At 72.7% G+C, this 21197-nt stretch carries 8 protein-coding genes; 7 read left to right on the forward strand and 1 reads right to left on the reverse strand.

Annotated elements, in window-relative coordinates:
- Positions 1-137: 137 nt before the first annotated feature.
- Entirely contained in the window at positions 138-1394 is a 1257-nt protein-coding gene (locus ABT300_RS28845; protein ID WP_351681592.1) for a helix-turn-helix domain-containing protein, read from the reverse strand.
- 552 nt (positions 1395-1946) lie between these two features.
- Here ABT300_RS28845 and ABT300_RS28850 point away from each other — a divergent pair.
- The 7 genes from ABT300_RS28850 to ABT300_RS28880 all read left to right on the forward strand — a co-directional run.
- Entirely contained in the window at positions 1947-2153 is a 207-nt protein-coding gene (locus ABT300_RS28850; protein WP_351681594.1) for an MbtH family protein, read from the forward strand.
- 93 nt (positions 2154-2246) lie between these two features.
- Positions 2247-3542: an MFS transporter gene (locus tag ABT300_RS28855; RefSeq protein WP_351681597.1), complete on the forward strand. Its 1296-nt coding sequence runs from the start codon at positions 2247-2249 to the stop codon at positions 3540-3542.
- 84 nt (positions 3543-3626) lie between these two features.
- On the forward strand, positions 3627-9389 hold the full coding sequence (locus ABT300_RS28860) for a non-ribosomal peptide synthetase (protein ID WP_351681600.1): 5763 nt from the start codon (positions 3627-3629) through the stop codon (positions 9387-9389).
- On the forward strand, positions 9386-17005 hold the full coding sequence (locus tag ABT300_RS28865; RefSeq protein WP_351681603.1) for a hybrid non-ribosomal peptide synthetase/type I polyketide synthase: 7620 nt from the start codon (positions 9386-9388) through the stop codon (positions 17003-17005). Before ABT300_RS28860 ends, ABT300_RS28865 begins: the two co-directional genes overlap by 4 nt.
- On the forward strand, positions 16998-17588 hold the full coding sequence (locus ABT300_RS28870; RefSeq protein WP_351681605.1) for a DUF6817 domain-containing protein: 591 nt from the start codon (positions 16998-17000) through the stop codon (positions 17586-17588). Before ABT300_RS28865 ends, ABT300_RS28870 begins: the two co-directional genes overlap by 8 nt.
- On the forward strand, positions 17564-20713 hold the full coding sequence (locus ABT300_RS28875) for a non-ribosomal peptide synthetase (protein WP_351681608.1): 3150 nt from the start codon (positions 17564-17566) through the stop codon (positions 20711-20713). The genes ABT300_RS28870 and ABT300_RS28875 overlap by 25 nt, the downstream gene beginning before the upstream one ends.
- The coding region (locus ABT300_RS28880) for a TauD/TfdA family dioxygenase (protein WP_351681611.1) at positions 20707-21197 on the forward strand (491 nt) is incomplete at its 3' end. The genes ABT300_RS28875 and ABT300_RS28880, both read left to right, overlap by 7 nt.

Consider the following 21197-nt stretch of genomic DNA (forward strand, 5'->3'; position numbering starts at 1 on the left):
CTCCAGCTCAGGGAATGGACCCACCCTGTCCGTGCCGCCGAAGTCCCTGACGCAGGGCCGGTCCGTCCCGCCTCGGAGCGGAACGCGAGGCGGGGACGGCGGGCGCGGGGGACCGGGCGGGGACTGCGAGGTGGGAGCTATGAATCGACTGCCCCGGGCCCGGACTTCGCCGACTGGACGAAGGCCAGGGTTTCCGCGAGGTTCTTCCAGATCTCCGCGGCGAGATCCATGTTGGACGCTTCGTGCGCCTTGCCGGCCAGCGCCTCGATGGCGCGCACCCCGGCCTCCACCTGCCCGGAGATGATGTCGAGCAGGTGGACCAGCACCTCGAACCGGATCATGTCGCGGAACTCGAGCTTCTTGGCGTCGGGGCGGATCTCCTCGCACAGGGCGCGTGCGGCGTCGAGCTCACCCGCCTGGAAATGTGCGTGGGCGCGGATCGTGCGGAACTCCAGGCGCTGACCGGCGTCCCCGACCAGGGCGAGTGCGGGCTCGACCTCCTTGAGGATCTGCTGTGCGTCGGAGAGCCGGCAGGGGTGCATCTGCAGGTAGAGCGACGCGGCGGCGAAGCGCAGCCGCACCCACAGCCGGAGGTCGTCGGCGCTGCTGCTCATGGCCAGCGCCTCGGCCAGCCGGGCCGCGGCGGCCGTGTGGTTCCCCTGCCGGACGTAGACGCTCGCCGCGGTCCACAGGGCTTCGACCCGCATGGTCCGCGTGGTGTCCTTCGAGAGCACCTCCAGGTCCGCCACATACCGCAGCGCGTCGTGGAGCTGGCTGGCCTCGGCCTCCGTGGAGATCAGCATCATGAGCGCGCGCACCGTGTCGGCGCGGGGCACGTCATGCTCGATCGCGGTGGAGTAGGCGTCGTCGGCACAGGCGTTGGCCGCCTTCATGTCGCCGAGCGAGCGGTGGATCCGGGAGACGAGAACCAGCGAGCGGACGCGCAGCTCGGGGATGCCGCTCTCCTCGGCGGTCCGGAGCAGTTCCTGGCCCAGGGGGAGCTGAGCCTCGTGCGTGGCGCCCTCCGACCGGATCCCGGCCAGCGACCACAGCGCCATCCATCGCAACGGCAGGGACAGCTCGGCCTGGTGGCGCGTCAGACGCTCCAGCAGTTCGTCGACCCGGCCGTCGCCGTCGGGTGTGGCGGTGACCGCTCGTACCAGGTCCGCGACCGGCGCCTCGTCCGCGACCGGCGGGGCGTCGAAGGCGGACGGGGACACGTCGAGCCGTTCGGCGAGGTAGGAGACGATCTTGGGGGTGGGCGGCCGCGCGCCGGACTCCAGGCGGGAGAGATAGCCGGCGGACATCTCCTCGCCGGCCAACTGCGCCTGAGACATGCCGCGTTCCTGCCTGAGCGTTCGCAGTCGCTTACCGAAGTCCGACCGATCGACCACGGCTCAACCCTTCCTTGCCACGTATACGGGGGTGGGGGAAGCGCTTGCTCGCGGCTTCCCCCACCCCCATGTCACCGACAGTTTGGCAGTTGCCAGGGCGGTTGTCAATTTTTGGTAATGACGCTGAGGTCAGGTTGGCAACGCTCTGGCATCCGTCGCGGGACTCCGACGGGGCCGGAGGTCACGGCCAGTCGATCCTCGGGGTTCCGGGACCTGCGATCGAGGCCGTTCCGGTCGGGTTGGTCGACCCTGTCGCGGCACTGCCGCAACCGATGGCGAAAGCGATCGCGACCAGACCGAGAACGGCGCCGAGTCGGTGCAAACATCGCATGTCAGGAGATCCCCTCGTAAGGCTTGGAGAGAGCGTTGCTGCTGTGGTGTCCGAGCCGGACGTGACGTCACGCTAGCGTTCAGGCACAGCGTTTGACAAGTAGTTGCCAAAATTCTGATCACTGTGGAAAGGTGATGTCATCAACGTGACAACGTGAAGCCCGCAAAGCGGTCCGCGATGACGCGCCGCTGGAACGATCGGGCAACCCGAGGAGTGAACCGATGGTGAATGCGTTGGACGATCCCCGGAGCCTTCTGGTCGTCGTGTCGAACGACGAAGGGCAGCACGCGCTCTGGCCGGACCATCGCTCCGTGCCCGCCGGCTGGACCGTCGTCCACGGCCCGGCGGACCGGTCGGCATGCATCGCCTACGTCGACACGCACTGGACGGACATGAGGCCGCTGAGCCTCCGCTTCTCCATGGAGTGACGGCCCCTCACGCAGGTGCGGGCCCGCAGCCGCGCCGCCCCTCTCTCCCCGCCTCGCTCCCATCCCGCTCCCGCCGAAACCGGAGGTACGGCCGTGCAGACACCGCAGCCGCCCGGCTCCCTCTTCCAGAACAGAGCGTTCGCCGTGTTCTGGTCGAGTCAGTCGATCTCGTTCCTGGGCACCCAGATCACCTATGTGGCCCTGCCTCTCACCGCGGTCGTCGTCCTGCACGCGTCGCCGATGGAGGCCGGCCTGCTGAGCGCCCTCGAGACGCTCCCCTTCCTGCTGTTCGGGCTCTTCGTCGGCGTCCTGGTGGACCGGCGGGCCCGGCGGCCCATCCTGATCGCGGCGAACGCGATCCGGTTCGTCGCGCTCGCCTGGATCCCCGTGGCCTACGCGCTCGACGTGCTGACGGTCGCCCAGCTCCTCGTCGTGACCTTCGTCGTGGGCGTCATGACCGTCTTCTTCGAGATCGCCTACATGTCCTATCTCCCCGGACTGGTCGGTCGCGAGCGGCTGATGGAGGCCAACGGCAAGCTGCAGGCGTCCGCCTCGACCGCCGAGGTCACGGGCCCGGGCATCGCCGGTGGACTCATCGGCGTGATGAGCGCCCCCGCGGTGATCGCCATCGACGCCGTCAGCTACCTGATCTCGGCCCTCGCCCTGATCAAGCTGCCCGCGGACACCGCACCCCAGACGGACGGGGAGGCCGAAGGCAAGCAGTCCGTCCGTGCCTCGCTCCGCGAGGGATTCGCCGTCGTCGGCCGCAGCCCCCTGCTCCGCTGGTGCACTGTCGCGGTCTTCTTCCTCAGCCTGTTCTTCAGCTCGATCATGGCCGTCTATTTCCTCTACCTCATCCGTGAGGTGGGACTCACTTCGACGGCGGTGGGACTCATCGTCGCCGTCGGCAGCGTCGGCGGCCTCGTCGGAGCACTGCTGTCCGAGCGGCTGAACGCCCTGCTGGGCGTCGGCCCGACCCTGGCGGCCGCGGTGGCCCTGCCCGGAGTCGGCTTCCTCCTGCTCGCCGCCGTGGACGGGGACTCCCTCGGTTCGGCCGCGCTGGCCGGAGTCGCCACCTTCATCGGGTTCTTCGGCATCCCCGTGTGGGACGTGACCGTGATCAGCTTCCGTCAGTCGATCACCCCCGAGCATCTGCAGGGCCGGGTCAACGCGACCGTGCGCTCGCTCTCCTGGGGAACCCTCTCGCTGGGCTCCCTCATGGGCGGCGCCCTGGCGAGTTCCTGGGGCCTGCGCGAGACGGTCGTCGTGTCCGCGGTCGGACTGTTCGTGCCCTCCCTGATCGTGCTCCTGTCCCCGGTGCGCGCGATGCGGCAGCTGCCCGAGCCGGCGGACGAGCCGGCGCAGCCGAGCCCGGTCAGCTCCACCTGAGAATCCCGTCCGGCGAGCAGGCCGGATCCGCGCCCTCGGCTCCGTACGCCAGTGAGCCATGCCCTTTTGAAGGAGAAACCCGACGTGGCGGACATCGCACACGAGCGGTACCCCTCCGGCGAAGCGCCCTCGTCGCCCTCGTCGCCTTCGTCACCCTCGTCACCCGGAATCCCCACCGACCGCCTGCGGTCCTCCGAGCGCCGTGAACCGCGCGACGCGGTCACGGTCGCCCTCGGCGCCTCGATCGCACGACGTCTGGACCGGGTCGCCGCCGCCCACGACACCGACCGGTTCACCACGCTGACCGCTGTGTTCGTCCTGCTGGCCGGCCGTCGCGCGGGCGCCGCCGACGTCTGCGTCGGAGTGCCCGCCGGGCCCCCTTCGCACGACCCGAGGGCGCTGCACTCCCGTTGGGCGGACACCCAGACCTTCGGGGAGTTCCTGACCGAGGTCCGGGACGGCCTGCGGGACACCGCCGAACACCCGGAAGAACGCGACGACTCCGCCCGGACGGCGCCGTTCCGACTGATGACGGCCCTGCGGGACGCGCACCCCGCACCGGCCCCCGGGGCCGCCCACCCCTCGTCCCTCGACCTCGCCCTGTTCTGGGACGTCGCGTCACCCGCCGACACCCCGCGCGGCACGATCGAGTACGACACCGCCCTCTTCGACCGGGCCACGGTGGAACGGTTCGCGGACCACTTCACGGCCCTGCTGGAGTCGGCCCTCGACGCGCCCGGGTCCCCGCTGCACCGGCTCGCGCACACGACGGCCGAGGAGCGGGCGCTGCTCACGTCGTGGGGAACGGAACCGGTGCGCACGGCCGCCGTCGACGTGACCGAGGCACTGCGCGACCGGTGCCGGACCGCCCCGGACGCCGTGGCCGCGGTGTACCCGGACGCCACCTTGACCTACGGGGAGCTCCAGGCCCGGGCGGAACGCATGGCGAGGGCCCTGGCGTCTCGCGGCGTACGGCCGGAGAGCGCCGTCGGACTCGCCATGGAGCCCTCGGCCTCGCTGGTCGTCGCGATGCTGGCGGTGCTGCTGGCCGGCGCCGCGTACGTGCCGCTCGACCCGGGCCATCCCGACGCGCGGCTGGCCCACATGGTGGCCGACAGCGGTGCGTGCCTGGTCATCGCCGACCGCGACGTCTCCTTCACGGGCGAGGTCCCCGTGCTCCCGGTCGGCGACCTGGGCGCGGAGTCCGCCAGACCGGCTGAGCTCGCCACGCCGCATCCCGACCAGCAGGCCTGTGTCCTGTACACCTCGGGCTCGACCGGCCTGCCCAAGGGCGTCGCCATCACCCACCGCGGGATCGTGCGCCTGGTCCGCGACACCGACTACCTCGGCTGGGACTCCTCCGACGTGGTGGGCCAGGTCGCCAACACCTCGTTCGACGCGGCCACCTTCGAGATCTGGGGGGCGCTGCTCAACGGCGCGCGGCTGGTGGGCGTCCCCAAGGACGACGTCCTGTCGCCCCCGGCGCTCCGCCGGCGCATCGAGGCCGACGGCATCACCGCGATGCTGCTCACCACCGCCCTCTTCCACAAGTGCGCCGACGCGGACCCGGCGATGTTCCGGCCGCTGCGCACGCTCTACTTCGGCGGCGAGGCCGCGGACGCGCGCAGGGTGCGAGCGGTACGGAACGCGGCTGAGGGCGTCCGGCTGGTGAACGCCTACGGTCCGACCGAGGGCACCACCATCGCGAGCTGCCACGACGTGGACGCCCCGCGCGCCGACGCCCGCGTCCCGATCGGCCGGCCCATCGCCGGAACCGACCTGTACGTCCTCGACGCCCACGGCTCACACGCCGGCATCGGCGTACCCGGCGAGCTGCACATCGGCGGTCCGGGCCTGGCCCGCGGATACGTCGGACGGCCCGGTCTCACCGCGGAGCGCTTCGTGCCGAGCCCCTTCGGCGACGGCGAACGCCTCTACCGCACCGGGGACATCGTCCGCTGGCGGGCGGACGGCGTCCTCGAATACCTGGGCCGCGCCGACTCCCAGGTGAAGCTGCGCGGGGTCCGCATCGAGCCGGACGAGATCGCCGGCGTGCTCCGCTCCTGTCCCGGCGTGCGCGAGGCGGTCGTCGCTCTGAAGGGGGAGGGCGAGCGGCGCGCGCTGGCCGCCTACGTGGTCATGACGGACGGGACGCGGGCCGAGCCCCGCAGCCTGCGGTCGTTCCTGGCCGAGCGGCTTCCCGCCGCCATGATCCCGACCTGGTACGTGCCCCTCGACGAACTGCCGGTCACCCCGAACGGCAAGGCGGACCTGCGGGCCCTGCCCGAGCCGGACGAGCGGGACGGCGTCCGGTCCGGGGCACGGGTCCCCCCGCGGGGTGCGACCGAGAAACTCGTCGCCCGGGTCTGGTCGGAGCTGCTGGGGGCCGCGGACGTCTTTGCGCACGACGACTTCTTCGTGCTCGGCGGGAACTCGCTGCTCGCCGCCCAGGCGGTCACCCGAGTCGCCGCCGACCTCGGCGCAGAGCTCGGCATCCGGGACGTCTTCGAGGCGTCCTCGGTGTCGGCGTTCGCGCGGCGCGCCGCCGCGGCCCGTGCCGGGCGCGTCGCCTCGCCCCTGGTCCCCGCGGGCCCCGGACCCCAGCCGCTGTCCTTCGCCCAGCGGCGGCTGTGGTTCCTCGACCGGCTCGACCCCGGCAGCGCCCTCTACAACGTCCCCCTGGCCGTGACGCTCACGGGCGCCCTCGACCTGACGGCCCTGCGCCACGCCCTGCGGGCACTGGTGCGGCGCCACGCCTCGCTGCGCACCCGGCTGGTGGGGACCGCGGACGGCGACCCCGTCCAGGTGGTCGACGAGGCCGGTGACGTCCGGCTGGAGACCGAGGACCTCGAGCGGCTGCCCGAGGCGGTGCGGACCGCGACGGCCGCCGAGCGCGCCAGAGCGGAGTCCCTGCTCTCCTTCGACCTCTCGCAGGGCCCGCTCGTCCGCTTCCGCCTGCTGCGACTGGACGAGGGGCGGTCCGTGCTGCTGGTGACGATGCACCACGCCGTCTGCGACGGATGGTCGGTGGGCGTCCTCCTGCGCGACCTGGCGGCGCTGTACCGGACGGAGCTCGACGGCGCGGCCGAACCGCGGCCGGCGCTCCCGGTGCAGTACCCGGACTACGCCGTCTGGCAGCGCGCGCTCCTCGAGCGCGCCGACCAGGACGGACGGCTCGGCTACTGGGCGGACTGCCTGGCGGGCGCGCCGCCGGTGCTCGGCCTGCCCACCGACCGCCCGCGCGCCGCCTCCCCCCGGCATGTCGGCGACACGGTCCCGGTGGTGCTGTCGAGCGAGCTGACGGCCCGGCTCGGTGAGGTGAGCGGGCGCTTCGGCGCCACCCGCTTCATGACCCTGCTCGCCGTCTTCACGCTGCTGCTCGGCCGGTACGCCGGGGTCCGGGACGTCAGCGTCGGCACGCCGGCGTCCGGCCGGACCCGTCCGGAACTCGAGGACATGATCGGGTTCTTCGTCAACACGCTGGTGCTGCGCTCCCGCTGGGAAGAGGAGCAGACGTTCGCCGAGTTCCTCGCGGTGGTCCGGGAGAGCGCGCTGAGCGCCTTCGAGCACCAGGACGTGCCCTTCGAGCAGGTGGTGGAGGCCGTCCGGCCGCCCCGCGACCCCAGCTGGACTCCTCTGTTCCAGGTCATGATGGCGATGCAGAACGTGCCGGGGGACACCGTCCTGGCGCCGGGTCTTTCCATGGCGGTGGACGAATCCGTCAGCCCGGTGGCCAAGTTCGACCTCACCCTGGTCTGGGAGGAGTCCTCGCTGGAGTCGGGGGCCCTGCGCGGCGCGATCGAGTACGACGTCGACCTGTTCGACCGGGCGACGGTGGAACGCTTCGCGGGTCACCTCACGGCCCTGCTGGAGTCCGCCCTGACCGCCCCCGAGGCGCGGCTCGACGCGCTGTCCCTCCTCGGCGCGGCCGAACTGGAGGCCCTCTCGGCGCACCCCGGGACGACGTCCGGAGCGGGCACGGGCACGGGCACAGACACCCTGACGCGGCTGCTGGACGAGTCCTGCGCCCGCTGGGGCGAGCGCCCCGCGGTCAGCCAGGACGGCCGGTCCCTGACCTACGCCGAACTGGCCGCCCGGGCCGACAGGATCTGCGCCCACCTGCGGGCCCGAGGCGTCCGGCCGGGCAGCGCCGTCGTGGTGCGCATGGAGCGCGACCCCGACTGGCCGGCCGCGCTGATCGGGATCATGAAGGCCGGGGCCGCCTACGTCCCGGTCGACGTCGCCGCCCCGCAGGGACGGCTCGAGCAGGTGTGCGCGGACTCGCGGGCGGTCCTGGTGCTGGGCTCGTCGGCGGACGGCCGGCCCGCGCACGGCGACCTTCCCTTCGTCTCCGTGCAGGACGCGCTCAGCGCCGAGAAGACCGCCCGGGACCGCGCGCCCGCTGTCACCTCCCCGGCGGCGACGGCCTACGTCCTGTACACCTCGGGAACCACCGGCGCCCCCAAGGGGGTGTGCGTGAGCCAGGGCAACCTCGCCCACACCCTGCGGGCGGTCGCGGACCGCTACGGGCTGCACCCCGACGACCGGGTGCTCCAGTTCGCCTCCACCGCCTTCGACGTGGCGGCGGAAGAGCTCTTCGCCACCCTCATCCGGGGCGGCCGGGTCGTGCTGCTCCCGGCGGGACCGGTGCCCGGGATCGCCGAGCTGACCGAGCTGGCCCGCCGGGAACGGCTGAGCGTGCTCAACCTTCCGGCGTCGTACTGGCACGAATGGGCGGCCCTGCTCGACCGGTACCCGGTGGACGCCTGCCCCGCTCTGCGGCTCGTCGTGGTGGGCAGCGAACGCGTCGACGCCGGACGGCTCGGCCAGTGGCGCGCCGCCGCGCCGGCCGGAGTGCGCTGGCTGAACGCGTACGGCCCGACGGAGACCACCATCACGGCCACCCTGCACGAACCCGGGCCGGGCGAGTCGTACGACGCGAAGACCGTCCCCATCGGCAGGCCGCTGGCCGGGGTCCGCGCGTACGTGCTCGACGAGCGGCTGCGGCCGGTCCCGCCGGGCGTCCACGGGGACCTCCACCTCGCGGGACCCGGAGTGGCCCTCGGCTACCTGGGCGACCCCGGGCGGACGGCGGCGTCGTTCCTGCCCGACCCCTGGGGACCGCCCGGTGAGCGCATGTACGCCACGGGCGACCGGGTCCGCGCCGCCGCCGACGGAACCCTCGAATTCCTCGGCCGCGACGACACCCAGGTCAAGCTCCGCGGCTTCCGCATCGAACTCGGCGAGATCGAGGCCGCCCTGAACGCCCACCCACGCGTCATGGACGCGGCGGCGGTGCTGCGCGAGGACGTCCCCGGCAGACCGGTGCTGGTCGGCTACGCCGCCCTCGCCGGCGCCGTCACGGCGGCCGAGCTGCGGGCGCACCTCGAACAGAGGCTGCCGGAGTACATGGTGCCCGCCTCGATCGTCCTCATGGACGCACTGCCCCGGGGCGAACGCGGAAAGACCGACCGACGCGCCCTGCCGGCTCCCGCCCGAGCCGGGGGCGCCCCGGCCCGGGCCCCGCTCAACGGTGCGACGGAACGCCTCGTCGCCGATGTGTGGAGCGAGGTACTGGCGGTCGAACAGGTGGGCGCCGAGGACAACTTCTTCGAAGCCGGCGGGCACTCGCTGCTTCTGCTGCGGGTACAGGCCCGGCTCACGGAACGGCTCGGACGGCAGATCCCGGTGGTGGACCTGTTCACGTTCCCCACCGTCCGGAGCCTGGCCCGGCATCTCGCCGACGAGGGGCCCGGCCCCTTTGCGACGGGTGACGCGGGACGCCGCCGGGCGGCCGCACGCAAGGCGCGTTCGCGCGCACAGGCGCCGCGGAGGACCGCGCGGTGACTTCCGACATCTTGGAGACAGCAATGACGTACGACATCCCGGACGACGGCGGCACGCCCGCCGGAGCCGTCGCCGTCGTGGGCATGGCCCTGCGATGTCCCGGCGCGGACACCCCGGACGCCTTCTGGCGCAACCTGAGCGAGGGCGTCGAGTCGCTCACCACGTTCACCGACGCGGAACTCCTCGCCGCCGGCGTCGACCCGGACGAGGCCGCCCGGCCGGACTACGTGCGCCGGCTCGGCGTGCTCGACGACATGGAGGGCTTCGACGCGTCCTTCTTCGGCTTCTCCCGCCGCGAGGCCGAGATGCTCGACCCGCAGCACCGGCTGCTGCTGGAGTGCGCCTGGGAGGCCCTGGAGCACGCGGCGTGCGCCCCGGGCGCGACGGACAAGGTCACCGGCGTCTACGCGGGCGTCGGCGAGAGCGCCTACCTGCACCGCAACCTGCTGCCCAACGGCGACCTGGTCGCCCGGGTGGGCGAGTTCCAGACGGCCCTCGGCAACGACAAGGACTTCGTGCCGACGCGCGTCTCCTTCAAGCTGGACCTGCGGGGGCCGAGCGTCAGCGTCCAGACGGGATGCTCGACCTCCCTCGTCGCCGTCCACATGGCGTGCCAGTCCCTGAACAACGGCGAGTGCGACGTCGCGCTGGCCGGCGGCGCCACCGTGATCCCGCAGCGCCGGGGACAGCGGCACGAGAAGGGCGGCATCAGGTCGTCCGACGGCCGCTGCCGCGCGTTCGACGCCGCCGCGGACGGCACCGTCGCCGGCAGCGGCGCCGCCGTCGTCGCGCTCAAACGGCTCGACGACGCCCTCGCCGACGGCGACGTGATCCACGCGGTGATCCGGGGGTCCGCCGTCAACAACGACGGCGCGCGCAAGGTCGGCTTCACCGCGCCCAGCGTCGAGGGACAGGCGGACGTGATCGCGGAGGCGCTCGCCGTCGCCGACGTCGACCCGTCCACGGTCACGTACATCGAGGCCCACGGCACCGGCACCCCGCTCGGCGACCCCGTCGAGGTGGCCGCGCTCAAGAGCGTCTTCGGCACGGGCCCCGCCGGCCGCTGCGCCCTCGGCTCGGTGAAGACCAACGTCGGACACCTGGACACGGCGGCCGGCGCCGTCGGCCTCATCAAGGTGGTCCTCTCCCTGCGGGCCAGGCAGCTCCCGCCGTCCCTGCACTTCACCGAGCCGAACCCGGAACTGGGCCTGGACGACAGCCCGTTCCGCGTCAACACCGCCCTGACGCCCTGGGAGGGCGAGCGCCTGCGGGCGGGCGTCAGCTCGTTCGGCATCGGCGGCACCAACGCCCACGTCGTCCTCGAAGAGGCCCCCGCGCGCACCCCCGCCGCCGCCCGCAGCCGTGCCCGGCACGTCCTGCCGCTCTCCGCCGCGACCCCCGCCGCGCTGGCGACGGTCGTGGACCGGCTCGCCGGTCACCTCCGGGCGAACCCCGACGAGCGCCTCGACGAGGTCGCGTACACCCTGCAGCGAGGCCGCGGACGGCTCGCGCACCGCGGGTTCGTCGTCGCCGGCGGCGTCGGCGAGGCGGTCGAGGCGCTGGGCGCCGGCGTCCGGCCGCGTGCCGGTGCGACCGCCGCGGGCCAGGACCGCGAGGTGGTCTTCGGCTTCCCCGGCCAGGGCGCCCAGCGCGCGGGCATGGCCCGGGCGGCCTACGCGCAGGAGCCGGTGTTCCGGGCGGAGGCCGACCGGGCGGCCGCCCTCCTGCTCTCGCTGACCGACGGGGCCGTGGACGTACGGCCGGTGCTCGGTCTCGACGGCCCCGTCCGCGGTGACGATCCGACCGTCCACCGCACCGAGATCGCGCAACCCGCGCTCTTCGTCCTGGAGTACGCGCTCGCCCGGCTCTGGGAGTCCTGGGGCGTGCGCCCCGTCGCCCTGGTCGGACACAGCCTCGGCGAACTCGTGGCCGCCTGTGTCGCCGACGTGATGTCACTGGAGGACGCGCTGCGTCTGGTCGCCGTGCGCGGCCGCCTCATGCAGTCCGCGCCGGCCGGCGTGATGACGGCCGTCCCGCTGCCCGAGGACGAGGTGTCGGCGCTGCTCGACGGCGTGGACCTCGCCGCGGTCAACGGACCGCGCGAGTGCGTGGTCTCCGGTCCCGCCGACGCCATCACGGCCTTCGAGGAGCGGCTCGCCGCTCTCGGCGTCGTCTCCAAGCGGCTGCGCACCTCCCACGCCTTCCACTCGCGCCTCATGGACGGCGCGGCGGCCGCCTTCGAGCAGGAGGCCGCCCGGCTGACGCTCTCGCCCCCGCGCATCCCGTTCCTCTCCGACGTGACCGGCGACTGGATCACCGACGAGGACGCCACCAGCCCCGCGTACTGGGCCCGGCAGATCCGCGCCACCGTCCGCTTCGACGACGCGCTGTCCGCCGTCCGCGACACCGGGGCGGTGCTTCTGGAGGTCGGCCCCGGACAGGTGCTGACCCGGCTGGCCCGGGCCGCCGGCGCCGACGCGGTCGCGTGCCTGCCCGCGGTCGCCGGGACGGACGAGCCGGAACTGCTGTCGGCCGTCGGCGAACTCTGGTGCGAGGGCGTCGCGGTCGACTGGGAGGCGCTCGCCGACGGGGCCCCGCCGCACCGCACGGTCCTGCCGTCCTACCCGTTCGAACGCGAGCGCTGCTGGATCGACCCGCCGCCCGCCGGGGCCGTCGGCGGCTGCGGCTGCCGGACCGAGCAGAGCGCGGCACAGGACCCGGCCGTCCAGGAGACGGAGCCGACCGCCGCACCCGACTACCAGGACCCGACCGAGCGGGAGGTCGCCGCGGTCTTCGTCGACCTCCTCGGCGGCCGGGCCATCGGCCCGGAGGACGGCTTCTTCGAGCTGGGCGGGCACTCGCTGCTCGCCACCCAGCTCGTCTCCCGGGTACGGGCCCTGTTCGGCGTCGACGTCGCGCTGCGCACCTTCATCGAGTCCCCGACGATCCGCGGCCTGGCGCGCGCGGTGACCGCCGCCCGCGACGAAACCGGCGACGACGCCCCCGAGGCGCTGCCGCTCGCCGTGGCCGACCCGGCCGCGGTGGCGGAGCCCTTCCCGCTGACGGACGTGCAGCAGGCCTACTGGATCGGTCGCACCGGAGTCTTCGACATCGGCAACGTCGGCATGCACGGCTACGAGGAGTTCGAGGCCGTCGGCCTCGACCTGCCCCGGCTCCAGGAGGCGTTCCGCAGGCTCGTCCAGCGGCACGGCATGCTCCGCGCGATCGTGCTGCCCACCGGCGAGCAGCGGATCCTCACCGACGTGCCCGACTATGTCATCGCCGCCCAGGACGTGCGCGGGCGGGGCGACGACGAGGCGCGCGAGGCCCTGCAGGCCACCCGAGACGCCATGTCCCACCAGGTGTTCGCCCCCGAGCGCTGGCCGCTGTTCGAGCTGCGCGCCACCCTCCTCGACGGTGACCGCACCCGCCTGCACTACAGCATCGACGGTCTGATCACCGACGCCCGCAGCTCCAACGTCCTGCTGCGCGAACTCGCCGACCTCTACCGGGACCCGGACCTCGGCCTGCCCGACATCCAGCTCTCCTTCCGGGACTACGTCCTGGCCGAACAGAGCCTGGAGGAGAGCGACCTGTACCGCCGGGCGCAGGCGTACTGGTGCGAGCGGGTGCCGGACTTCGCCCCCGCCCCCGAGCTTCCGCTGGCCCGCGAGCCGCGCAGCATCGACACGCCCCGCTTCAGCAGGGTGAGCGCAACGCTGGACGAGGAGCGCTGGAGCCGGCTCAAGGCGGTCGCGGCCCGCCGCGGCGTCACCCCCACCGCACTGACCATCGCCGCCTACAGCGAGGCGATGGCGACCTGGGCCACGCACCGCAGGTTCACGCTCAACCTGCCCATGGCGAACCGGCTTCCGCTGCACCCGGGCGTGGACGCCGTCGTCGGCGACTTCACGTCGGTGACGCTGCTGGAGGTCGACGCGTCCGACGCCGGCTCGTTCGCAGAGCGGGCGCGGGCGGTGCGCGACCAGCTGCTCACGGACATCGACCACCGCCTGTTCAGCGGCGTCCGGGTCCTGCGCGAGATCAAGAAGGTGCGCCCGGACGCGGTGATGCCGGCGGTGTTCACCAGCCTCTTCCTCGACCACGGCCAGGACATCGGCCTGGGGCAGGAGGTGTTCAGCATCTCCCAGACGCCGCAGGTGTGGATCGACGCCCAGGTCTTCGAGTCGGAGGGCTCCCTGACCCTGGACATCGACGCGGTCGACGAGCTGTTCCCCGACGGGCTGGTCGCCTCGATCCACGCAGCGACCCTGGACCTGCTGCGATGGCTGGCGGACGACGAGGCCCGCTGGAACGAGCCTTTGCCCTCGCTCCTGCCGGCCGCGGACACGGCGGCTCGGCAGGACTACAACCGGACCGCGGGGCGCCTCCCCTCGGGCCTGCTCCACGAGCCGTTCTTCGCCATGGCCGAGCGCGCTGCGGACCGGCCGGCCGTCATCACGCAGACCCGGACCCTGAGCTACGGCGAGCTCGCCGGCCGCGCCCGGGTGATCGCCGCCCGGCTCACCGCGCTGGACGTCCGACCCAACGACCTGGTCGCCGTCGTCATGGAGAAGGGCTGGGAGCAGAGCGCCGCGGTGCTCGGCATCCTCGCCTCGGGCGCGGCGTACCTGCCGGTGGACGCGGAGCTGCCCGAGGAGCGGATCCGCTTCCTGCTGGCCCAGGGTCAGGTCCGGGGCGTGCTGACCCAGTCCTGGATCGCCGCACGGCTGACCGGGCCGCTGGCGCCGGACGGCACGGTGCTCGCCGTGGACACGCTGCCCTCCGACCCGGGCGCGCCGCACGCCGCCCGGCCGGCCACGACCGCCGACGACCTCGCCTACGTCATCTTCACCTCGGGCTCGACCGGAGTGCCCAAGGGCGTGATGATCAGTCACCGGGGCGCCCTGAACACGGTCGTCGACGTCAACGAGCGCTTCGCGGTCGGGGACCAGGACCGGACGCTGGCCCTGTCGTCCCTGAGCTTCGACCTGTCGGTCTACGACGTCTTCGGGCCGCTGGCCGTCGGCGGCGCCGTCGTCGTCCCCGACCCGGCCTCGCACCGCGACCCGGCGGTCTGGCTCGACCTGGCCGAACGGGCCGGCGTCACCGTGTGGAACTCCGTGCCGGCGCTGATGGAGCTGCTGGTCGAGCACATGACGGTGGGCGGGGCGAAGAGCGACGCGCTGCGGCTGGTGATGCTCAGCGGTGACTGGTTCCCGGTCACCCTGCCCGAGCGCATCCGGCGGGTCCTCGGCACGCCGGAGATCGTGAGCCTCGGCGGCGCGACGGAGGCGTCCATCTGGTCCATCCTGCACCCCGTGGGCGAGGTGCCGGCCGACTGGCCGTCGATTCCCTACGGCCGCCCGATGCGCAACCAGACCTTCCACGTCCTCGACGAGGCGTTCCGGCCGCGTCCGACCGGTGTCCCGGGCCAGCTGTGCATCGGCGGCACAGGCCTCGCGGAGGGATACCTGCACGACGGGGCGAAGACCGCCGCGAGCTTCGTACGCCACCCCGTGACGGGCGAACGCCTGTACCGGACGGGCGATCTGGGACGGTTCCTGCCGAGCGGCGAGATCGAGTTCCTCGGCCGCGCGGACTTCCAGGTCAAGCTCCAGGGGTACCGGATCGAACTGGGCGAGATCGAGACGGCGTTGCTCCAGCACCGCGCCGTGCGCGGCGCGGTGGCCGTCGTCCACGGCCGCCCCCAGGGCGCCAAGCGGCTGATCGCGTTCGTCGTGCCCGAGGAGGGCCACCAGGTCCCGGCGGACGTACGGGAGTTCCTCGGCGCCAAGCTGCCCGGCTACATGGTGCCCGAGACCGTCGTCGGGATCCCCGAGCTCCCGCTCACGGCCAACGGCAAGGTCGACCGCAAGGCCCTCGTGGCGCCGGACGAGCCCGACGAGCCGACGGTGTACGAGGCGCCGGCCACGGAGGTCGAGAAGATCGTCGCGGCCGTGTGGGTGAGCATGCTGGACGTCGAACGGGTCGGTCGGCAGGACCACTTCTTCGAGCTCGGCGGCGACTCGCTCACCGCCATGCGCACGGTCGTACGGCTGCGCAAGGCCCTCGAGGTCGAGATCCCCATCCGGGTGATCTTCGACAACCCGACGCTGGAGCGCATCGCGGCGGCGATCGACTCCGCGGACGGCGCCGCCGCTCCCGCCGCGGCGTCCGGGCCCACCCGCAGAGACCACGGCGGCGCCCCGGTTCCGCTGACGGCGGCTCAGGCCCGCCTCTGGTTCCACGACCAGCTCGTCCCGGGCAGCACCACGTACAACCTGGTCCAGCCGTTCCGCCTCACCGGTCCGCTCGACGTCGCCGCCCTGCGCGCCGCCTTCGAGACGTTCGTCGACCGGCACGACGTCCTGTCGCTGTCGTTCGAGGCGGCCGGGGACGCCCCGCACCAGATGCCGGGCACCGGCAAACCGCTGGACTTCCAGGTCGTCGACGTGAGCGACGACCCGTTGATGCTCGCTCCCGAGCGAGTGATCGCCGAGGAGGCGCGCACCCCCTTCGACCTCGCGAGCGGACCCCACTTCCGGGTGCGGCTGCTGTGCGTCGGACCGCGCGAGCACGTCCTGGTCGTGTCCGTGCACCACATCGTCTGGGACGCCTGGTCGACCTCGATCATGGTCCGTGAGATCAGCGCGCTGTACCGCGGTGCGAACGCGTCCGTCCTCCCCGAACCCGGCGTCGGGTACGCCGATGTCGCCCTGTGGGAGGCCGGTCAGGCCGACTCGGCCGAGTTCCGGCGGCAGATCGACTTCTGGCGCCGCGAACTGGCCGCTCCGCTGCCCGTGCTGGCCCTGCCCACCGAGGGGACGATCGACGACTCCGAGGTGATCGAGGGGGCCCGGGCGCCGCTCGCGGTCGACCCCGCGGTGGCCGCCGGCTTCAGGGACGTCTGCACGGCCGAACGCGCGACGACGTTCATGGGGTACCTCGCCGCCTGGAAGGTGCTGCTCCAGTGGTGGTGCCGTCAGCAGGACGTCGTCGTGGGCGTCCCCGCCGGCCACCGCGCGCACCCGCAGCTGGAGAACACGATCGGGTTCCTGGTCAACAGCCTCGCCATCCGCACCCGGTTCACCGGCGACCCGACCTTCACGGACGTGCTCAGGGAGGTCCGCGAGAAGGCCCTGGAGGCGTACGCGAACCAGGACGTGCCCTTCGACCACGTCGTCCAGGCCGTCAGGCCGGAACGCCGCGCCGGCGAGTCGGCGCCGGTGTACCGCACCTGGTTCCTGCTGGAGGACGTCCCGCTGCCCGACTGGGACCTTCCCGACGTGAGCGCCGAGGAGATCGACGCGGAATTCCTCCTGTCGGTCCACGACATCAAGCTCACGCTCGTGGCCACCCCCGAAGGCGGAATGGAAGGCGGAATCGACTACCGCGTCGGCCTCTTCGCGGAATCCACCGTCCGCCGTCTGACGCACTGCCTGACCGAACTGGTGAAACTCCTGTCCACCGAACCGGACGCGAGGCTCAGCCTCGTCAACCGCACTCTGGAAAACCTGTGGGAAGGAAAGGAAGAGTCGCGGAAGAAGAGGTCATGGAACGACATCCGGTCGCAACGGCGACCGCAGGACAACCGAGGAATGCCGAATGCTTGACGCCGAACGATATCGAGGCGACCTGGTGCAGCTGGGCCTGCACAAGATCGCGCACCAGGACGAGACCCTCCTGGACCACATGTTCCGGGCCTGCGCCATCCTCCAGGACATGAAGGCGGGGGAGCACGTCTGCCTCGCGGGACTGTTCCACGGCGTGTACGGAACGGAGGGCCTGCACAACGACAACGTCGAGTCCATTCCCGAGGAAAGACGCGTCGAGGTCCGAGCGTTCGTCGGAGAACAGGTGGAGCAGATGATCCACACCTTCTCCGTCATGAACTACGCGTCGCTCGGCAAGAGCTTCCGCAACATCATGCGCCCGAAAGGGGAGCCGGCCCTGAAGGACCGGCGCACCGGCGAGGAGATCCCGCTGGACCGGGACGAATTCGAAGACCTCCTGCGCATGAAACTCGGCGACGTGCTGGCGCACATGCCGCAACAGGTCAGCCACTCACATCTCAACCTCCCGGCCGAATACGCGGGTTTCTGGCAGATCGCCGCCGAATACCTCGGCCCGGACGCAGTCGACACATGGAACACGTACACGAAGGGGCAGCTGTGGATCGAGCCGGAGCAGAACTGATGTCGCAGGCCTGGGAAGGCTTCCGTCTGTCGAAGCAGCAGGAGCACGTCCTGGGGCTCGTGGCGGCCGGACGGGCCGGCCGTACGGTGGCCCGGGTGGCACTCGGCACGTCGCTCGACCGCGAGGTGCTGGAACACGCCGTGCACGACGTGGCATCGGCGCACGAGAGCCTGCGCACCGTCTACCGCAAGGTTCTCGGCGACAACAGCACCGCGCTGATGGTGATCGAGGACCGTCCCCGGTTCCTCCTGACGGAGCGTTCCGGCGACGACGCCGCACTCACCGCCCTCGTACAGGAGGAGGCGCGTGCGCAGACCGCCGAGGAGGACGCCGAGCCCCTGCGCCTGACCCTCTTCACCCACACCGCAGGACAGCGCTCGCTCGTCGTCTCCGCGCCGCGCATGAGCATGGACGCCCTCTCGGCCGAGGTGTTCCTCCGGGACCTCCGGCAGGCCTGCGCCACCCGGCTGCAGGGCGCCCCGTGGAGCCGCGACGGCATCGTCCAGTACGCCGACTACGCCCAGTGGCAGGTCGACGAGGGGGCGGCGAGCCCGCGCCAGAGGGAGCTCGCGGCCGACCGCGCGGCCCGGCTGACGGAGCTGCCGCCGCTGAACCTGCCGCTCGAACTCCTCTCCGACGACACCTCCCTCGCCGACCTGCGCTGGACTGTCCCCGCACCCCTGGCGCAGCGGCTGCGAAGCCTCGGCGACGACTGCGACGGCGGTCTGCGCAGCGTGCTGCTGACCGGCTGGTTCGTCGCCCTGTGGCACGCCGCCGGACGGCCGGAACGTCTGGCGGTCGACGCGCGGCTCACCCGACGGCCGTTCCCCGAGCTGCGGACGTCGATCGGCCTGTTCGAGACCCATGCGCCAGTGCTCGCGGAGGTCGCCGACGCGACGACGCTGACCGATCTGCTGCGCTCGGTGGACCTGGAGCTGGAAGGCTTCGAGCAGGCCGACGAGAGCTCCGTGGACCCGGCCGGCCAGCACGTCGCGGGCATACCCGGGTTCGCCTTCCACGACGTCACGGAGTTCGGCTCACCCCAGGAGCCGGTCTTCGGCGACCTGTGGATCGAACCGTCCGACGACACGCGCAAGGTCGCCCTCAGCGCGCAGGTCCTCGACGGCGAGATCCGGCTCACCCTGCGCCACCAGGTCCTCGGCATGGCCGAGGGCGGCATCGAGGCGCTGCTCACGTGTCTGCGCGCCGCCCTGTCGGCGCTCGGCGGCGAACCGGGGACCGCCGTGCCCGACCTGGCGATGCTGGACGAGGACGCCGCGCGAGAGCTCGTCGCCGCCGTGAACCCCGTGCAGCCGACGGAGCGCCCCGGGGAGCACTGGCACCGCCAGGTCGAGCGGACCGCGCGGTTCGCCCCCGACGCCCCGGCGCTGCGGACGGCCACGCGCTCGTGGACGTACCGGCAGCTCGACGAGGCCTCGGGCCGGCTGGCCAACGAGCTGGTCGGGCGCGGCGTTCGCGCCGGCGACCTGGTCGGGCTGTGCCTCGAGCGCTCCGACCTCGCCGTCGTCGCCATGCTCGCGATCGCCAAAGCCGGGGCCGGGTACGTTCCCATCGACCCGAGCCTGCCCGCGAAGCGCCGGTCCGCGGTCCTCGACGCGGTCGGTCTGCGCCACGCCGTGGCGACCGAGGAGACGGCCGCGACCCTGCCGCAGGACTGCGACACCGTCCTCCTGGACGCGGACCTCACCGTCTGCGCCCACCATGCGAGCGACAGCCCGCAGGTGGCGACCGCCGACGACGACCCCGCCTACGTGATCTTCACCTCGGGCTCCACCGGCGCCCCGAAGGGCGTCCTCATCGGGCACGGCCACCTCGCCGCCTACCTCGACGGCGTGCTCGACCGGCTGCGCCTGACCGGGCCGGTCGACTCGGTCGCCCTGAGCACCCTGGGCACCGACCTCGGCAACACCGCGCTGTTCCCGCCGCTGGTCACCGGGGGCGAGCTGCTGGTCGTCGCGCCGGAGGTCTCCGCGGACGCGCAGGCGCTCGCCGAACTGCTCTCCCGCGAGAGCTACGACCTCCTCAAGATCACCCCCTCGCACCTGGAGGCCGTCTTCACCGTCGCCGAGGCGCCGGAGCGGCTGATGCCGCACCAGGCCCTGGTCGCGGGCGGCGAGCCGTTCGGCTGGGGTTGGTACAACCTGTTCAAGGACTACCTCGGCGACTGCAGGCTCTACAACCACTACGGCCCGACCGAGACCACCGTCGGCGTGCTCTGCGGCGAGGCGACCGCCTCCCACGACCTGGCCGCCCTGGCCTCCAGCGTCCCGCTGGGCACCCCGATGCGACACGCCCGCGCCTACGTCCTCGACCCGGGACGCCGGCCGCTGCCGGTCGGTGTGCCGGGCGAGCTGTGGATCGGCGGCTCGTCCGTGTCGCACGGCTATCTGTCCCCGACCGAGGAGCAGCGCGCCCGGTTCGTCGCCGACCCGTTCAGCCCGGACCCGTCGGGCCGGATGTACCGCACCGGTGACAAGGCGCGCCTCCTTCCCGACCACACCGTGGAGTTCCTCGGCCGCGTCGACCGGCAGATCAAACTGCGCGGCTTCCGCGTGGAGCTGGGCGAGATCGAGGCGGTCATGCGCCAGCACCCCCGGGTGACCGGCAGCCTGGTCGTGGAGGCCGGCGAGAGCACGGGCGCCCATCTCGTGGGCTACCTCATCGACGCCGAGGGCGGTCGCGGCGGCGCGGAGTGGCTGCGCGAGTTCCTGGCCGAACGCCTCCCGGACTTCATGCTGCCCGCCCACCTGGTGGCCCTGGACGCCTTCCCCCTCACCAGCAGCGGGAAGGTGGACGCCTCGATGCTCCCCGAACCCGGCTTCTACACCCAGGGATCCACCGCCTACGTCGAACCGCGCACCGAGACCGAACGCCGGGTCGCCGACATCGTCGCCCAGCTCCTGCTGCTGCGTCAGGTCGGCGCCGACGACGACTTCTTCGAGGTGGGCGGGCACTCGCTGCTCGCCACCCAGCTGGTCGCCAGGCTGCGGGACGACTTCAAGGTGAGCTTCAAGCTGCGCAACCTCTTCGAGTTCCCCGTCGTGTCGGAGCTCGCCGAGTACATCGATCAGCTCCTCGAGAAGAAGGCGGCAGACGCATGTTGACCCAGACGACCGGCACCGGCGCGAACGGGCGCTTCGGCAGGGCCCGCAGGTCCGTCGCGGTCACCAGCGAGACGCTGGTCCGCGTCGCCCCGCTGACCGACGGAACGCGCGCGGTGTCCTGCACCCCGACCCTCACCGGCCTCGACGCACGGGAGTGGCTCGCGAACTCGGGGAACGCCCTCGCCCGGCTGCGCGACGAGCACGGCGCCGTCCTGCTGCGCGGCTTCGCACCGCTGGACGCCGCGGGCCTCGCCGAACTCGCCACCGGCCTCGACGGCGAACTGCGCGACTACGACAACCGCTCCACGCCGCGCCGACGCGTCGACGGCAACGTCTTCACGTCCACCGAGTACCCGGCCGACCAGACCATCCCCCAGCACAACGAGATGTCGTACACGGACTCCTGGCCGGCCACCCTGTTCCTCACCTGCGTCGTCCCGGCCGCGACGGGCGGGGGGGGGCCCCGCCCCGGCCCCCCCCCCGC

Source organism: Streptomyces sp. NPDC001027 (assembly GCF_040299045.1).
In the GTDB taxonomy this organism is placed as follows: Bacteria; Actinomycetota; Actinomycetes; order Streptomycetales; family Streptomycetaceae; genus Streptomyces.